15 protein-coding genes are annotated in these 15,606 nt (G+C 68.4%); 6 read left to right on the top strand and 9 right to left on the bottom strand.

The window, feature by feature from the left end:
• From JWN03_RS34430 to JWN03_RS34410, 5 genes are all read right to left on the bottom strand, one after another.
• Positions 1–580, bottom strand: a 580-nt coding sequence (locus JWN03_RS34430) for an isocitrate lyase/PEP mutase family protein (RefSeq protein WP_297623857.1), incomplete at its 3' end; no start/stop codon positions are given.
• Between the two features lie 137 nt (positions 581–717).
• Positions 718–1,428, bottom strand: a complete 711-nt coding sequence (gene dhaM, locus JWN03_RS34425; RefSeq protein WP_297623854.1) for a dihydroxyacetone kinase phosphoryl donor subunit DhaM — start codon at positions 1,426–1,428, stop codon at positions 718–720.
• Complete coding sequence (dhaL, locus tag JWN03_RS34420) at positions 1,425–2,054, bottom strand: dihydroxyacetone kinase subunit DhaL (protein ID WP_441343116.1); 630 nt, start codon at positions 2,052–2,054, stop codon at positions 1,425–1,427. The genes dhaM and dhaL overlap by 4 nt, the downstream gene beginning before the upstream one ends.
• Entirely contained in the window at positions 2,042–3,043 is a 1,002-nt protein-coding gene (gene dhaK / locus JWN03_RS34415) for a dihydroxyacetone kinase subunit DhaK (RefSeq protein WP_297623851.1), read from the bottom strand. Before dhaK ends, dhaL begins: the two co-directional genes overlap by 13 nt.
• Before the next feature lie 116 nt (positions 3,044–3,159).
• A complete protein-coding gene (locus tag JWN03_RS34410) occupies positions 3,160–3,894 on the bottom strand; it encodes a hypothetical protein (protein ID WP_297623849.1) in 735 nt (244 codons plus the stop codon).
• Between the two features lie 244 nt (positions 3,895–4,138).
• On the opposite strand from JWN03_RS34410, the gene JWN03_RS34405 reads away from it, so the two are divergent.
• Together JWN03_RS34405 and JWN03_RS34400 are read left to right on the top strand one after the other, a co-directional pair.
• Positions 4,139–4,348, top strand: a complete 210-nt coding sequence (locus JWN03_RS34405) for a hypothetical protein (protein ID WP_297623846.1) — start codon at positions 4,139–4,141, stop codon at positions 4,346–4,348.
• A gap of 37 nt (positions 4,349–4,385) precedes the next feature.
• Complete coding sequence (locus JWN03_RS34400; protein WP_297623843.1) at positions 4,386–5,801, top strand: TerD family protein; 1,416 nt, start codon at positions 4,386–4,388, stop codon at positions 5,799–5,801.
• A 73-nt stretch (positions 5,802–5,874) separates the two neighbouring features.
• Here the strand turns inward: JWN03_RS34400 and JWN03_RS34395 are convergent, their stop codons facing one another.
• From JWN03_RS34395 to JWN03_RS34385, 3 genes are all read right to left on the bottom strand, one after another.
• Positions 5,875–7,554, bottom strand: coding sequence for a glycosyltransferase family 87 protein (locus tag JWN03_RS34395; protein ID WP_441343115.1), 1,680 nt, complete (start codon positions 7,552–7,554; stop codon positions 5,875–5,877).
• A 9-nt stretch (positions 7,555–7,563) separates the two neighbouring features.
• On the bottom strand, positions 7,564–9,756 hold the full coding sequence (locus JWN03_RS34390; protein WP_366914514.1) for a transglycosylase domain-containing protein: 2,193 nt from the start codon (positions 9,754–9,756) through the stop codon (positions 7,564–7,566).
• Between the two features lie 722 nt (positions 9,757–10,478).
• Entirely contained in the window at positions 10,479–10,889 is a 411-nt protein-coding gene (locus tag JWN03_RS34385; RefSeq protein ID WP_297623840.1) for a DUF5318 domain-containing protein, read from the bottom strand.
• Positions 10,890–11,063: 174 nt separating this feature from the next.
• Here JWN03_RS34385 and JWN03_RS34380 point away from each other — a divergent pair, with 174 nt between their 5' ends.
• The 3 genes from JWN03_RS34380 (at position 11,064) to JWN03_RS34370 (ending at position 13,630) form a co-directional block, all read left to right on the top strand.
• Positions 11,064–11,621: a PadR family transcriptional regulator gene (locus JWN03_RS34380; RefSeq protein ID WP_297623837.1), complete on the top strand. Its 558-nt coding sequence runs from the start codon at positions 11,064–11,066 to the stop codon at positions 11,619–11,621.
• The gene (locus JWN03_RS34375) at positions 11,614–12,738 is read left to right on the top strand and encodes an inositol-3-phosphate synthase (protein ID WP_297623834.1); all 1,125 of its coding nucleotides are present in this window, start codon (positions 11,614–11,616) and stop codon (positions 12,736–12,738) included. Before JWN03_RS34380 ends, JWN03_RS34375 begins: the two co-directional genes overlap by 8 nt.
• Before the next feature lie 115 nt (positions 12,739–12,853).
• Positions 12,854–13,630 (top strand): hypothetical protein, encoded by a 777-nt coding sequence (locus JWN03_RS34370; protein WP_297623831.1) that lies wholly within the window; start codon positions 12,854–12,856, stop codon positions 13,628–13,630.
• A gap of 135 nt (positions 13,631–13,765) precedes the next feature.
• Here the strand turns inward: JWN03_RS34370 and JWN03_RS34365 are convergent, their stop codons facing one another.
• Positions 13,766–14,431 (bottom strand): YqgE/AlgH family protein, encoded by a 666-nt coding sequence (locus JWN03_RS34365; protein ID WP_297623829.1) that lies wholly within the window; start codon positions 14,429–14,431, stop codon positions 13,766–13,768.
• Between the two features lie 156 nt (positions 14,432–14,587).
• Between JWN03_RS34365 and JWN03_RS34360 the strand changes: the two genes are divergently transcribed.
• The coding region (locus JWN03_RS34360) for an MFS transporter (protein WP_297623827.1) at positions 14,588–15,606 on the top strand (1,019 nt) is incomplete at its 3' end.

Genomic DNA, 15,606 nt, shown 5'->3' with positions numbered 1-15,606 from the left:
TTTCGGGGTCGTGGCGGCCCACCGGGTAGAGGACGTCGGCGCCGGCTTCGGCGGCGAGACGCAAACGGGTGAGGGCGCTTTCGAGGCGCTCGGCGGGGGTGCCGGTGTCCTGGCGCAGGAAGACGTCCGTGCGGGCGTTGATCACGAAGTGGACGCCGGCGGTGTCGGCGGACTGGCGGAGTTCCGCGACTAGGTCGGCGTGCTCCTGCGGAGTGCGCAGGCGGCCGCCCTCGCTGTGTACAGAGTCTTCGATATTGAGGCCGACCGCGCCCGCGTCGAGCAGACCGTTGATCAGATCGCCGGGCTTCTGGGCATAGCCGGATTCGATATCCACCGAGACGGGGATGGTCACGGCGGCGGTGATCTCGCGAATGCGGGAGGTCACCTCGGTGAACGTCATCCCCTCCTTGTCCTCTTTACCGAGGGAATTCGCGAGCGGGTGGCTACCGACGGTCAATGCCGAGAAACCGGCCTCCTGCACCAGTTTCGCCGACCAGGCATCCCACACCGTCGGCAGAATCACCGGATTGCCGGGCTGGTGGAGTCCGAGGAATGTGACTGCTTGCTCCTTCAGGGTCATGACCACGATCCTGCCCCTGTCCCCGGGCAGCCGAAAGGGGGGTTACCTCACCGGCCCTCGAAGCAGCCGATACCGGCGATCCCGGCGAGGCCGTGCGCTGCGCGATTCAGTCGAAACCGCCGGGACCGCCGCGTCCTTCAGTGTCCAGAAGTCGAAGATCGCACGACTTCGATTGCCGCTGTGGCTTCGGGGCCGAGGGCTGATACCTCCAGCTGATGGCCGGACAGCAGGCCGAGAGTCAGCACTCGGGTCAGGCTGTCCGCTGGGACCGGACCGGCACCGGTGGTCGCATTGCGGAGTTCGACATCGGCATCGATATCGCGCAGGGCAGCGACCAATTCGGCGGCGGGGCGGGCATGGAGGCCGTGCTCGTTCGTCACCTCGATAAGGGCAAGGGTGCGCGGCGCGCTTGTGGTCGGCGGCGCGATCGGGTCGGTGGGTGTGGGGGATTCGCCCAGTTGTACGCGCTTGGCGGCCAGCGCGCTCTCGGCTTCCTGCGCCACTTTCTCCAGGTCTGCGCCGCCTCCGGCCGCTGCCAGAGCGGCCACCAAGCCCTCCACGAACGGGGCGGCGCACAGTCGCACCTGAACAGGAGTCTCCAGGAGATCGACGGCTGTTTCGGCGGAGAGCACCGCGCTGCCGAGATCCATGAGCACCAGGACGCCGTCACCGCTGTCGGCCGCGGTGACGGCCTCGGCCACGGCGACCGCATCGGTGCCGAGGGTGTTGTCGTAGGAGCCTGCGGCGATTTCGATGCGCACCGCCTGGGTGGGCAGCAGTTCGGTGGCCAGTGCGACCGCCGCTCTGGCCAGCGGGCGGCTGTGTGAGACGACGACCAGGCCGATCATCGGAGGGCCTGCCGGGCGGCTAGCACCAGCAGTGCGGCGCTGGTGGCGCCCGGATCCTGGTGTCCGACACTGCGTTCGCCGAGATAGGAGGCGCGGCCCTTGCGGGCGAGCAGGGATGTTGTTGCGTCACGGCCGGATTCGGCGGCGGCGACCGCGGCATCGAGCGCGTCGGACGGGGTGGCGCCTGCGGCGACCTGCTTGTCGAGTGCATCGGCGGCGGGGGAGAGGGCATCGATCATGGTCTTGTCGCCGAGTTCGGCTTTGCCTCGGGCGATCACGCCGTCGACTCCGGCCCGGAAGGCGCGGGCGAAATCGGCTGTCTCCGAACCGGATTGGATGGCTCCGGCAAACCGCAGGAAGAACGTGCCGTACAGCGGACCGCTCGCGCCGCCGATGGTGCGAATGAGCACCATGGCGGTCTGCTTGCACACCTCGGCATCGGTCTCCAGCGTGGCCGAATCATTCAGCGCCGCAACGGCTGCCGACATTCCGCGCTGCATGTTCGTGCCGTGATCGGCATCACCGATGGCGGCGTCGAGCGCCGTCAGCTCCTCCGCGTGCGCATCGATCAAGGCCGCGAACCCGCGTACCCAGGCTGCCGCATCCACCGTCATCAGATCCCCCATCGCAGTGCCGGAGTGCGGACCGGTGCGTCCCACAGCGCGGTGAGCTCCTCGTCGAGCCGGGTCAGCGTCACCGAGCAGCCCGCCATATCCAGCGAGGTGATGTACGAACCCACCAGCGAGCGCATGACCTCCACACCGTGACCGCGCAGCAGGCGGGACACCTCGTCGAACATGAGATACAGCTCGATGAGCGGGGTGCCGCCCATGCCGTTGACGAAGCAGAGCACCCGATCGCCCTGGGCGAACGGCAGATCCGCGAGTATCGGCTCGACGAGCATGGCGGCGATCTCGCGGGCCGGGGCCAGCGGCACCCGCCGACGCCCGGGCTCACCGTGAATGCCGACGCCGATCTCCATCTCGGTATCGCCCAGTTCGAAGGTGGGGTGGCCGACGGCCGGGACGGTGCCGGAGGTGAGGGCCATGCCCATGCTGCGCGATTCGCTGTTCACCCGATCGGCGATGCGTGCCAGCTCGGTCAGCGGGCGGCCCTGTTCGGCGGCGGCGCCTGCCATCTTCTCCAGGATCACGGTGGCGCCGACGCCGCGCCGACCGGCCGTGTACAGGCTGTCCTGCACGGCCACATCGTCGTTCACCACCACCGACAACACCTGCGTGCCGGTCTCGGCCGCGGCGAGTTCGGCGGCCATCTCGAAATTGAGCACATCGCCCGTGTAGTTCTTCACGATGTGCAGCACCCCGGCCCCGGCGTCCACGGCGGCGGTGGCCGCCAGAATCTGGTCCGGCACCGGGGAGGTGAAGATTTCCCCCGCGCAGGCGGCGTCCAGCATGCCGTGGCCGACGAACCCGGCGTGCAGCGGTTCGTGCCCGGACCCGCCGCCGGAGACCAGGCCCACCTTGCCCGCGACCGGTGCGTCGGCGCGCACCACGACCCGTTGTTTCGCATCGACCCGCAGCTCGGGATGGGCGGCGGCCATACCCGCGAGGGCAGCGTCGACCAGCTCGGTCGGATCATTGATCAGCTTCTTCACCGAATTCTCCTCTCGGAAGGCCCGGTTCGCACGGCTGCAGCCAGCCTCGCACCCCGCCGCGCCGACAGTGCCGGATTCGGGCTATTCGGGAGTGGCGTCCCTATTCGGCAGTTGTTCTATTCGGAAACCTCGTGCTCCAGCGTGCGAGCCAGTTCGATATCGGTGACCAGCTGCACCATGAGATCGCGTAGTTCGCAGTCCGGCAGGTGATGGGCGGCGAATTCGAACGGCTCGGAGACATCGAGTCCGCCGCGGGTGGCCTCGAGAATCACCCACGGGATGCCGACATCGGCCACCCCCAGCTGATCTCGCACCAGATCCGCGGTGTCGTCGACCAATCCGGTACGGGCCGATACCGCCGCCGTCATCTGCTCGTCGAGTTCGACGCGCCGGGCCTCCAGCGCGCCCATATCCGCGCCGATCTCCTGCGCCACGGTGGTGCGGACGGACCCGTCGTCGAACACCTGGAAACCTTCATTGACTGCTGTTGTGCCCAGCGTGATCTCGGCCTCGGCAAGGTCGGGCAGGGAGCGCAGGCAATCGAGCACCGCGTCCAGCGCCACCACCAGGCGGTCCCGAATCTCGCGACGGTGCAGCAATTCCCGCTCGGCCTTTTCCCGCTCGGTGAGCACCTGTTCGACCGCGCGGCCGATCTGGAAGGCCATGGCGGTCGATTCCGGCGCCCAGCCGCCCTGCGGTACGAATTCGCCTTCACCGGGAGTAATGGTGTCGAGGAAGCCATTTACCGCATCGAGCAGATCCTCCAACTGGGCTCTGGACACGGCGGGGTGCCGGAAGGCGCGCAGATACTGTTCATGCCCTTCCGCCGGCTCGACGTCACCGCTACTCACGCGTTCGATCCTGCCATGGGCAGGCGGCGGACTGGCGTAATGTCAGCAAACTTTTAGCGTGCCCTGACTGGTGTAGGCGCTCAGTCGATCTGCGGCCGCACCGGATAGTCAGCAAATTCGCGGCATCAATGGTTTGGTTGCTATTCTGGAAGGAACGCGAATAACGATTTGTGCAGATCGCTGCCGTGGGCATAATTCTTGCCCGGAACATTATCGCTCCCAACGAGATTCATCGGATTCGGAAATGGCCCTCATCGCAGACTCCCAGCTTCTTCATCAAGACGCCCAGGTGCCCGGCGCTCCCGCCGGCACCGTGCGGCTCCACGGCCGCACCGGCTCGGCAGCCGAACGTATCGCGCCAGCTCAGCGCGGTTTCAAGTTCAGCCTGCACATTCCCCCAGGCAGTCGTGAGCGACTGCGCATCGACCACCACCGGGTCGGCGATTTCTCGTAGAGTGGCTTGGTCAGCACCGACGAGCGAAGGGTCGACCTTGTCCGCAGCATTGGTGAAGGGCCAGAATGGTCCTTTGAATGTCAACGATGTGGTGATCAGTGTGCAGATCGCCGCGCCCGCGGATCTGTCCGCGCTCCTGGTCACCGAGCACGGCAAGGTTCGGTCAGATGCCGACTTCGTGTTCTTCAATCAGCCGAACGGGCCCGGGGTGAAGTTGCAACCCGGGGCGTCCGGTCAGCCCGCCGCCCTGGAGATTTCGCTGGCCGCGGTGCCCGCCGATATCGAGCAGATTCGCGCGGTCATCACCCTCGATGAAGCCGGGAACAACTTCGGCCGCATCGCCCCGCCCGTCGCCAGGGTCGCCGATCTCGGCGGAAATACCCTGTTCGAATACCGGGTCGAGGGACTGCAGGCCGAATCCATCGTCATTGCGCTGGAAGTGTATCGGCGGCAGGGCAGTTGGAAGGTGCGCGCGGTCGGCCAGGGCTATGCGGGCGGATTCGGCGCACTGGTCACCGATCACGGTGTGCAGGTGAGCGAGTCGCAGTCCGCTGCTCCCGCCGCCGCACCGGTGCCGCAGTACGCGCCCGCGCCGGGCTATCCGCCGCCTCCGCCCAATCAGCAGTTCGCGTCGGCCGGTGGTTATCCGCCGCCCGCCCCGGCCGAGTTCTCGCCCGCTGTCGGTTATCCGTCGGCCGACCCGAACGAGGGCTATTCGGCGCCCGGCTCCTATCCGCCGCAGGGATCGGGCTATCCGCCTCCGCCGCAGGGCCATCCGCAGCAGGGTTTTCCGCCGCCGCCCGGATACGGGCCCGGCCAGGGTCCGGGGCAGGCCGCCGAGTCCGCCGATCGCGATCTGCCGCACAACCACACCGTCAGCCTGGTCAAGGGTCAGCGCATCAACCTGCGCAAAGAGGGCGGTGCGGCCCTCACCTATGTGAAGATGGGGCTCGGCTGGGACCCGGTCAAGCGCGGCGGCATGTTCGGAAACCGCGCCCCCGACGTCGATCTCGACGCCTCGGTGGTGATGTTCGCCGATATGAGTCCGGTGGATGTCGTCTACTACGGCAGCCTCGCCTCCAAGGACGGCTCGGTACGCCATCAGGGCGACAATCTCACCGGTGAGGGCGACGGCGACGACGAGGTGATCCTGGTCGACCTCACCCGCCTTCCCGCACACGTCACCACCCTGGTGTTCATCGTGACCTCCTACAAGGGGCACACCTTCGAGCAACTGGCGAATGCCTTCTGCCGCTTGGTCGACGGCACCAACAATGCCGAACTGGCGCGCTTCACCCTCCCCGGCGGCGCGAACTTCACCGGCATGGCCATGGCCAAGGTCTACCGCCCGAGCGGTAGTCAGGACTGGAAACTCCAAGCGATCGGTGAAGGCTTCCAGGCCAAGCATCCGGGCGAGGCGGTCCCCCAGCTCGGCCGGTTCCTGAAAATCTAGGTCCGGCACCCAACGAACAACTCGGCCTCGCATCCGAATGGATGCGGGGCCGAGTCCTGCTGGGGCTGTTGCGCTAAGTCGCGGTGGCGAGCCTGCGCGGGCGCAGCAGCGGCGGGAGCCAGGGATGCTCCGGATCGGGTGTGCGATCCAGGAGTCCACCACCGGGGTCGTCCGCGCCGTCCCGGCGCACCGGGTCGTGTTCGGGGCGGTAGATCTGTCGAATCACCAAGAAGCACAGGGCGATCACCGCGAGATCGCGCAATGCGACCGTGGTGGTGAACCACTGCTCGGGCAAGCCCTTACGGTAGGTGCCCAGGTAGTAGTACATACGCGGCACCCACACCAGCGCGTCGACAGCCATCCACGCCAAGAGAATTCGCCGCTGCGGTAGCGCGAGCACCGCAATCGGCACCAGCCACAGCGAATACTGCGGGCTCCACACTTTGTTCGTCAGCAGGAAGGCCGCGATCACCAGAAAAGCCAACTGCGCCAGGCGTGGTCGCCGGGCCGCGGTCAAACCGATCCAGCCGATGCCCGCGCACGCGATGACGAACAGCAGCAGTGACACCAGATTCAGAATGGTCGGCGTATCCGTGGATTTGAGTACGCCGTCGAAGCCCTGCCAGCCGGTAAACGAGCTGATCACGTTGTAGACCGAATCCGGGTCGGCATGGCGTTCGGTATTGAGCCGGAAGAACTCTCGCCAGCCCTCGTTGTACAGATAGGCAATGGGCGCGTTCACCGCCAGCCAGGTGATCACCGCCGCAGCGGCCGCCGCGCCGCCGACCCGCAGCGGCCGGAGACCGCCCCAGCGTGGGTCGTCCTCGCCCAGGCGCTCGGCCCGCAGGCACAGAATGAGAATCGGGCCCAGCAGCAGCAGCGGATAGAGCTTCGTCGCACCGCCGAGTCCGAGCAGTATGCCCGCCAGCACCGGTCTGCGCCGCGCCCACGCCAGCAGTCCGGCGGCCGCGAAAGCCGTTGCGAGCGTGTCGAAATTGGTGAACGCGTGCACCAGCACCAGGGGTGAGAGCGCTACCAGCGCGGCATCCCACACCCGCCGCCCCGCCAATTGTGCTGACGCCCATACCGTCACCAGCCAGGCCAGGGCCAGGCCGACCGCGACCACATTGAAGTAGATGACCACCTCGAGCCCGCCCGGCAGCGGAGATTGCTTCCACGCCTTGGCGATTCCCATGGCCGCGTACTGGTAGAGACCCGACAGCACCGGATACTCCATGTACCGGATCTGTGGCTTCCCGTCCGCGCTGAAATCGGTCCACTGCTTCTTGTACGGGAACGCACCCTCGTTCAAATGCTCTGCGCCGTAGAGCGGCACCGTGTCCGAATAGCACATGGCCACGTACTGGCGGCCGTTGTTCCAATCCAGTCCCATGACGCCGTCGGCGTCGGGACGCTGCTGAATACAGCCCGCCTTCCCGAACCAGCTCAGCGCGAGGAACAGCACCGCGAAAGCCATGAGCACCCGCATGGGCGTCCAGAACCGGACTCGGCCGATCACCGCGTGATCACCGACCGGGCCACCGATCAGATCGCACAGCTGCGCGGTCAGGGTATCGGTCCGGCTCGGCTTGTCCCGGTCCTCCACCGACCGCAGGTCCGCGGCGAGGGGTGCGGGGGAGACGTATCGCCTCGGATCAGGCCACTGCTGCGTAGCAGCATCAGGCGACTGCTGCGATGCGCCACCGGCCGACTCATCACTGGCAGTCGACCGGTGCTCCACTTCCTCGATCACGGCTCGAGGCTACCGACTACGCGGGGACCCGTTGCCGTTGCCGTTCCCATTTCCGTTGCCATAACCGCCGTTCCCGTAACCGTTCGCATTGGGCGTGGTGGTCACCGCGGCGCCGCCGTCTGCCGGTGCGACGGGCTGTCCGGGCAGCGGACCCGCGCCGGGGTCCTGTGACTGTTGCGGCTGCGGCTGTGATCGCTGCTGGTTCTGCGGATTCGGCGCCAGACCGGGCACCGGAATCGTGATGCCGGGCAGGATCTCCACCTGACTCTGGGTGATCACCGGCGGCAGCACGGGCGCATCCGTCGTGGAGGGCGCGGTGTACGGCGCGGACCACGAGGGCACACCCGCCTGTCCGTTGATCGGGGCGGGCTTGGGGAACTTGCTGATCGGCACGCCCTTCAGCGCACCGTCCATGGTGCCCTTCCAGATATCGGCGGGCAGACCGGAACCGTAGATCTGGCCGCCGTTGGCATTGCGCAACTTCACACCCTGTTCGGTGCCGACCCATACGGCTGTCGACAGCTCCGGGGTGTAGCCGACCATCCAGGCGTCGCGATTCTCATCGGTGTCGCCGAGCTGGTTGGTACCGGTCTTGGTCGCGGATTCGCGGCTGTTGGCCAGGTTGTGACTGCGGGAGTACGCCGCGATGGGCTTCATGGCGTCCGTGACATTGTCGGCGATAGCGGCCGCGACGCGCTGCTCACCCGCGACATCGCCACGATCCAGCAGCACTGTGCCGTCGGAGGTCACCACCTTCTGCACCAGGTGCGGTGCGTGATAGACGCCCGAGGCCGCGAAGGTGGCGTACGCGGACGCCATATCGAGGGCCCGCACCTGGTACTGCCCCAGCACGATGCCGTTATTGGGGCCGTTGCCGTCCGATTCGGTAAGCGATTTGCCCACGCCCGGAATGGTTTCCGGGATGCCAACCTTGTGCGCCATATCGGCGATCTTCTGCGGGCCGTTGCCCGGCATATCCAGCTCCATGCGGTAGAAGCTGGTGTTCAGCGACCGCTTGAGCGCCTCGGCGATGGTGCAGGTGCCGCAGGTTTCATTCGCGACGTTGCTGATCTTGATGCCGTTCACGGTGACGGCCGAGGAGTCGTACATCGTCGAGAGCGGCTTGCCCATCTCCAGGTTCTCGGCCAGGCCGAACACCTTGAACGAAGAGCCCGGCGGCAGACCGGCATTCGCGAAATCGAAGCCCTGACCGTCGGAGCCACCGTAGTAGGCGCGCACCGCGCCGGTCTTCGGATCCACCGAAACCACCGCCGTGCGGAGGATGTCGGGTTCACCGTCCATGGTCTTGTTGACCGAATCGATGGCCGCCTGCTGCGCCTTCGCATCGATGGTCGTGGTGACCTGCAGGCCCTCGGTGTTCAGCTCACGCGAGCTGATACCCGCGGCCTCGAGCTCCTTGAGGACCTGCGTCTTGATCAAGCCCTCCGGACCGCTGTCGAGGGTGTTGTCACCCGCGGCCTTGGCACCCGAAATCACCTGCGGATACTGCATACCCGCGCGATCGGAGGCCGAGAGATTGCCGCCGGACACCATGCCGTCCAGCACATAGCCCCAGCGCTGCTGCGCACCCTTCGGATTCTTCTCCGGATCCAGATTGGACGGCTGCTGAATCGTGGCGGCCAGCATCGCGCCCTCGGCGACGTCCAGGTCCGAGACCTTCTTGTCGAAGTACGCCTTGGCCGCCGCATTGATGCCGTACGCACCGCGACCGAAATAGATGGTGTTCAGGTACGCGGTGAGAATGTCGTCCTTGGACCACTGCCGCGCCATCTTGGCCGAGATCACCAGCTCATGCATCTTTCGGGTCAGTGAGTGTTCGTCACCGACCATCGAGTTCTTCACATACTGCTGGGTAATCGTGGAACCACCGCCGGCACTGGCCTTGCCCATCACATTGTCGCGTGCGGCCCGGACGAAGCCGGAGATGGAGAAGCCCGGGTTGGTGTAGAAGTCGCGATCCTCGGCCGCGATCACCGCATTGCGCAGGGTCGGCGGAATCTGGTCGATGCTCACATCGGACCGGTTGCCGTCCGGCGGAACGACTTTGGACAGCACGGTGGTGCCGTCGGCATTGAATATGGTGGCCACCTGATTGGTCTTCAGGTCACCGGGCTTCGGCACGTCCACGGTCGAATAGGCCACCAGGAACGCGGTACTCGGCAGCACGATGCCCAGCGCCATGCAGATGTAGAGGACGCGCCGGACGATCTTCCACGTCGAACGCTTCTTCGGCCGGCGACTACCGCCACCGCCACCGGGACCCTCACCACCGGGACGCCGCGGCGGCGGACCGGACGGCGGGCCGCCCTGGACGCGCCGCGAAGCGCCGGAGTCGGAACCCGGCAGTTGGCGGGTGCGGTCGTCGGTCGGACGCGTTCCGGCGGCGCCGACTCCCGCTGCTCGATTGGCCACCCGCGGATTGCGATCGGCGGCGCGCTCGGCGCGATCGGACGTGGCGGCGCGCTGAAGATGTTCCGGCACAGCCTGCCTGGAGCCGGTGTTCACCACCTGCGTGGCATCGGCGCCGGTGCGCGGCGGCGGCGGACCGGGACGGCGCGGCTGCCCGCCCTGCGGCGGCACGGGTGCGCGTGGCGGCTGTCCGCCCGGGCCGCGGGGCGGTTGCCCGCCCGCACCGGGGACCGGTCCACGACCGGGTACGGGACCCTGTCCCGGACGCGGCTGTCGTGCCCCTGGCGGCGGGCCGGCCGGTCGAGGCGGCGGGTAGCCGCCGGGGCCGGGTTGCGAACCGCCACGCTGGGGGCGGCCGCCTTGCGGTCCGTCGTCATAGGGCGATGTCACAGCCTGGCTCTCCAATAACTACTCGGTACGGTCCTTGCTCGATGCGGCCGGAAGGGCCGCGCGGGCACACGTGTGCCCGCCAAGTCAGCAGTCGTCGTGGTCCTTCACTCGGCCGCGCGGCGGCGGTTGCCGGTACGGCGGCGCCCCGGCTCCGGGGTCTGGCCCACCACATAGGACTGCACCAGATGGTTCCAGCTGCAGGTCCGGCATACCTCGACCACATGCACCGAGAACTCCTCACGAGACTCGGCCAGCCGGATCAACTCTTCCGGCGTGCGGGCGGAGCCGGCGACCGGGCCCAGCCCGTCACCGTAGACCCACGATACGAGAGTCAACTGCTCTTTCCGGCAGATAGGGCATGTGACCTCGCTCCCGCGTCCGTGGAACTTCGCCGCACGCAGGAGATACGGATTCGCGTCACACACCTCGGAGACGTCCACGCGCCCGGCATAGACGTCGGCCAGCAGCGACCGGCGCCGAAGCGCATAGTCCACTACCTGCCGCTGTATTCGCACGCGTCCCAGAGTACTTGCGGGGTAGCGGCCGACGCACGCCCCAGCGTGACTCTCAGGGTTCCGTCAGGCGCTGCCTGGTCCGGGAGTGCGCGAAAAGTATATCGGCGCGATATAGTTTGGAACTGCATCCATCGGTTAGGTCTGGAAAGAACAGTCAGGAGGGGGTGAGGCCCGGTGCTCGAGTTGGCAATCCTCGGGCTGCTCCTCGAATCGCCCATGCACGGCTATGAGCTGCGCAAGCGATTGACCGGTCTGCTCGGCCCTTTCCGGGCTTTCTCCTACGGGTCGCTCTATCCGGCCCTGCGGCGCATGCAGGCTGACGGGCTCATCGCGGAGGAGAGTCCGCAGGGGTTGGCTACACGCCGTGCGCGGCGGGTCTACCAGCTGACTGACACCGGCCGGGAGCGGTTCGCCGAGCTCCTGGCCGACACGGGACCACAGAACTACACCGACGACGGCTTCGGCGTTCATCTGGCTTTCTTCAGCCGCACCCCCGCGGAAGCGCGGATGCGGATCCTGGAGGGGCGGCGGAGGCAAGTCGAGGAGCGCCGAGAAGGACTGCGGGAGGCGATCAAACGAGCCAGCGGGCAACTGGATCGCTACACCCGTCAGCTTCATCAACTCGGTCTCGAATCAAGCGAGCGCGAAGTGCGCTGGCTCAATGAGTTGATTGCTGCGGAGCAATCGACGAAGGCGGCACCACAGAAAGAGGGAAATATCGGCCATGAGTGAAATCAACACGGGAAGCGCGGGCCGACGGAGCGAGGGCGCCAACGACGTTCGCGTGGCCATCGTAGGTGTGGGTAACTGCGCGTCGTCCCTGGTTCAGGGCGTGCAGTACTACAAGGACGCGGATGAGACCGCGACTGTGCCCGGCCTGATGCATGTCACGTTCGGTCGCTACCACGTTCGCGATGTGAAGTTCGTCGCCGCGTTCGATGTCGACGCCAAGAAGGTCGGCTTCGACCTCTCCGACGCCATCTTCGCCAGCGAGAACAACACCATCAAGATCTCCGATGTGCCGCCGTCCGATGTGACCGTGCTGCGTGGCCCGACCCTCGACGGCATCGGCAAGTACTACGCCGAGACCATCGAGCTCTCCGAGGCCGAGCCGGTCGATGTGGTCGCCGCGCTGAAGGCCGCCAAGGTCGACGTCGTGGTTTCCTACCTGCCGGTGGGTTCCGAGGAGGCCGACAAGTTCTACGCGCAGTGCGCCATCGACGCGGGTGCTGCCTTCGTCAATGCGCTGCCGGTGTTCATCGCCTCGGATCCGGTGTGGGCCAAGAAGTTCACCGACGCGGGCATCCCGATCGTCGGCGACGACATCAAGTCCCAGGTCGGCGCGACCATTACGCACCGCGTGATGGCCAAGCTGTTCGAGGACCGCGGTGTGCAGCTGGACCGCACCATGCAGCTGAACGTCGGCGGCAATATGGACTTCAAGAACATGCTCGAGCGGGAGCGCCTGGAGTCCAAAAAGATCTCCAAGACCCAGTCGGTGACCAGCCAGATCGACCGGGACATGGGCCAGGGCAACGTGCACATCGGTCCCTCGGACCACGTGCCGTGGCTCTCCGACCGCAAGTGGGCCTACGTCCGGCTCGAGGGCCGTGCGTTCGGCGACGTCCCGCTGAACCTCGAGTACAAGCTCGAGGTCTGGGACTCCCCCAACTCGGCCGGCATCATCATCGACGCGATCCGCGCCGCGAAGATCGCGCTCGACCGGGGGATCGGCGGCCCGCTGCTGTCGGCGTCGTCCTACTTCATGAAGAGCCCTCCGGAGCAGTACAGCGACAGCGAGGCGCGCGACGCCGTCGAGGCGTTCATCCGTGGAGACGTCGAGCGCTGACCTCCTGGATCCGGACTGCCGGAGACCGGACGGGCCCGTCCCCCTCGGGGGGCGGGCCCGTCCGTCGTTGCGCGCGGTTCAGGGGCCTGCCAGAGCGCCTGCCTACCCTGGCGGCATGCCGCGTGGTTCCCGCCGTCTCCTGCTGCCCGCACTCGGGCTGGTCGTGGCGCTGCTGACCGGCTGCTCGGGCTCGGCCGGCGCCGCGCCGCGCACGCCCGGGGACCACGTCACCACGGCCGAGGCCGCGGTCCTGGCCGGCCTCCTGCACGGGAACTTCCGGTCCGGCGGCGCCGACTTCGAGGAGACGGCGCCCTACGCCGAGGGCAGCGTGCTGACGCTCACCGGCAGCGTCGACTTCGTCCGCTCCGTGGGGAGCGCCCGGGCGACGACCACGTACCGCAACGGCCAGCCGCCGGACAGCCGCACGATCTTCTTCACGACGAAGGACATCTGGTTCGGCGACGTCCCGAACCTCGCGCAGGAGCTGGCCGCCGCCGGACTCCCCGCCGCCACCTACGTGCGCCGGCCGCTGGCCCCGGTCGCCGCCGACGGGCAGGGCCAGCTGATCGACGTCCTGGCGCAACTGGTCCTCAACCTGTCGGCCCGCTCGTCGGACGACCCGCAGTCGTTCGAGAAGGGCAACTACACCTGGCAGGGGAGCCGCTCGATCAACGGCCGGCCGGCGTCGGTGTACTCACTCGCGGGCGGCGCGCGGGTGGCGGTCGGGGCGGACAAACAGCTGCTGCAGTACGTCACGCCGCTGCCGGACCAGACGTTCCAGGTCACCATGACGCTGCCGCAGCACGGTCGGCGCTCGATCGACCTGCCCGGCGACACCCGGACCGTGAGCGCGACCGACCACCCGGACATCGCGGCGAAGGTCGGCGTCTGATCGGCTCCGCCGTCACCGGCTCAGCGCCGAGGACCGGGACCTGGGCATGAAGGAGGGGGCGGCCTCTTCCCCAGACCGCCCCCTCCCCGACCTTCCTACCAGACAGGGCCCGATCCCGCTGCCCCCCGCGGGCCGCTAGTTGGCGGAGGGGTCCGCCGGCGCGGTGGAGAGCACGCCGAGCCGGCCGTTCTGCCGGCCCATCACCCGGCGCCACAACGCGGGCCCGGCCGCGGCGCTGAGGACGTCCTCCGCCGTGCCGGGAACGCAGGCCCAGGCACCCTCGGCGATCTCCCCGGCGAGCTGACCGGGAGACCAGCCCGCGTATCCCGCGAACACGCGCAGGCCGGTCAGCGCGCTGTCGGCGGCCGTGGAGTCGCTGTCGAGGTCGACCAGGAACACGTCACCGGCCACACGGCGCAGCCCGTCGTCGTCGGCGGCGACCGGATCCGGGGAGATGCCCAGGCACAGCGCGGTGTCGGTCTCGCACGGCCCGCCGACGTGGAACACGGCGGGTTCGACCGCGAGATCGCTCCAGCCCGGCAGGACGTCGCGGATCTCGACCTGGCTCGGCCGCCCGAGGACAACGCCCAAGGTGCCGCTGTCGGAGTGGTCGAGCACGTAGACGACGGTGCCCGCGAACGTCGGGTCGGTCTGAGCGGGCATGGCCACCAGCAGGCACCCCGGGCAGACGTCGTCCAGGCAACCCACGGACAGCGGCGGGACCGCCCCGGCGCGTCGCCGCCCGGTCGCGGGCCGCAGCGGCGGCCCGGACTCCGGGTCGGGAGGCACGGACGGGGTCATCGATTGTCAGTGTGCCCCACCTTCCCCGCGCAGGTAGGTCGAGGTTCCGTCCTCGACGGGTTCGTTGTCCCGGCCGGCCCGGACCGCCGCGCGCAGAGGCCCGAACGCCGCTACGGGACCACGGCCGGCAGGCCCGCGCCCCGTAGGGTGAGGACCGTGCACGCCGGAACCGCCGCGCGGCACCCTCCCGTGCGGCACGTCCTGCGGCGCGCCGATTTTCGCAGGCTGCTGGGCACGCGGCTGCTCTCCCAGTTCGGGGACGGCGTCTTCCAGGCCGCGGTGGCCGGAACGGTGTTGTTCGACCCGCAGCGTGCGGCCGATCCGCTCGCCGTCGCCGCCGGCTTCGCCGTCCTCCTGCTGCCGTATTCCGCCATCGGCCCCTTCGCCGGCGTCTGGCTGGACCGCTGGAGCCGCCGGTCGGTACTGCTGCGCGCGAACGTCGTCCGCGCGGCCCTCGTCGCGCTGGTGGCCGCACTGGTCGCCGGGGGGATCGCGGGTGTCCCGTTCTACCTCGCCGGGCTGGCCGTCTTCTCGGTGACCCGGTTCGTCCTCGCGGCGCTGTCCGCGGCGCTGCCGCACACCACCGACGCGCCGCTGCTCGTGTCGGCGAACGCCCTGTCCACGACGTCGGGAGCGCTGGCCGGCGTCGTCGGGGGTGGCATGGCGCTGAGCCTGGTCCGGCTCGTCGGGGAGGGAGACAGCGGGTACGCCGCCCTCGCCCTGGCCGCGGCGGTCCCGTACGTCCTCGCGGCGGCCGTCGTCGCCCGGTTCCCGCGGGCCGCGCTGGGGCCGGACTCCCCAGCGGGGTCGGAACGGCTGACCGCGCGCCAGGTCGTCACCGGGATGCGGGCCGGTGCGGGGCACGTCTGGGCGCGGCGACCCGCCGCGGTGGCGCTGGGCGTCATCTGCGTGCACCGGGTCTGCTTCGGCGTCCTGACGCTCATGACCCTGCTGCTCTACCGCAACACCTTCACGGGGCACGGCGGACTCTTCCCCGGCCGCCTGGCGGGGCTCAGCGAGATCCTCGCGGGCGGGGCGCTCGGGACCCTCCTGGCCGCGGCGGTGACGCCCAGGGTGGTCCGCCGCATCGGCAAGGCACGCTGGATCAGCGTCGCGCTGGCGGGTGCCGGCGCCGTCGAACTCGGCCTCGGCCTGCCGTTCCTGCCGTCGACGAC

Origin of the sequence: Nocardia sp. (assembly GCF_025465275.1) — a bacterium.
Classification (GTDB): Bacteria; Actinomycetota; Actinomycetes; order Mycobacteriales; family Mycobacteriaceae; genus Nocardia.
Note: the sequence above shows the minus strand (reverse complement) of the source record. Positions and strands in the feature narration are given on the sequence as shown.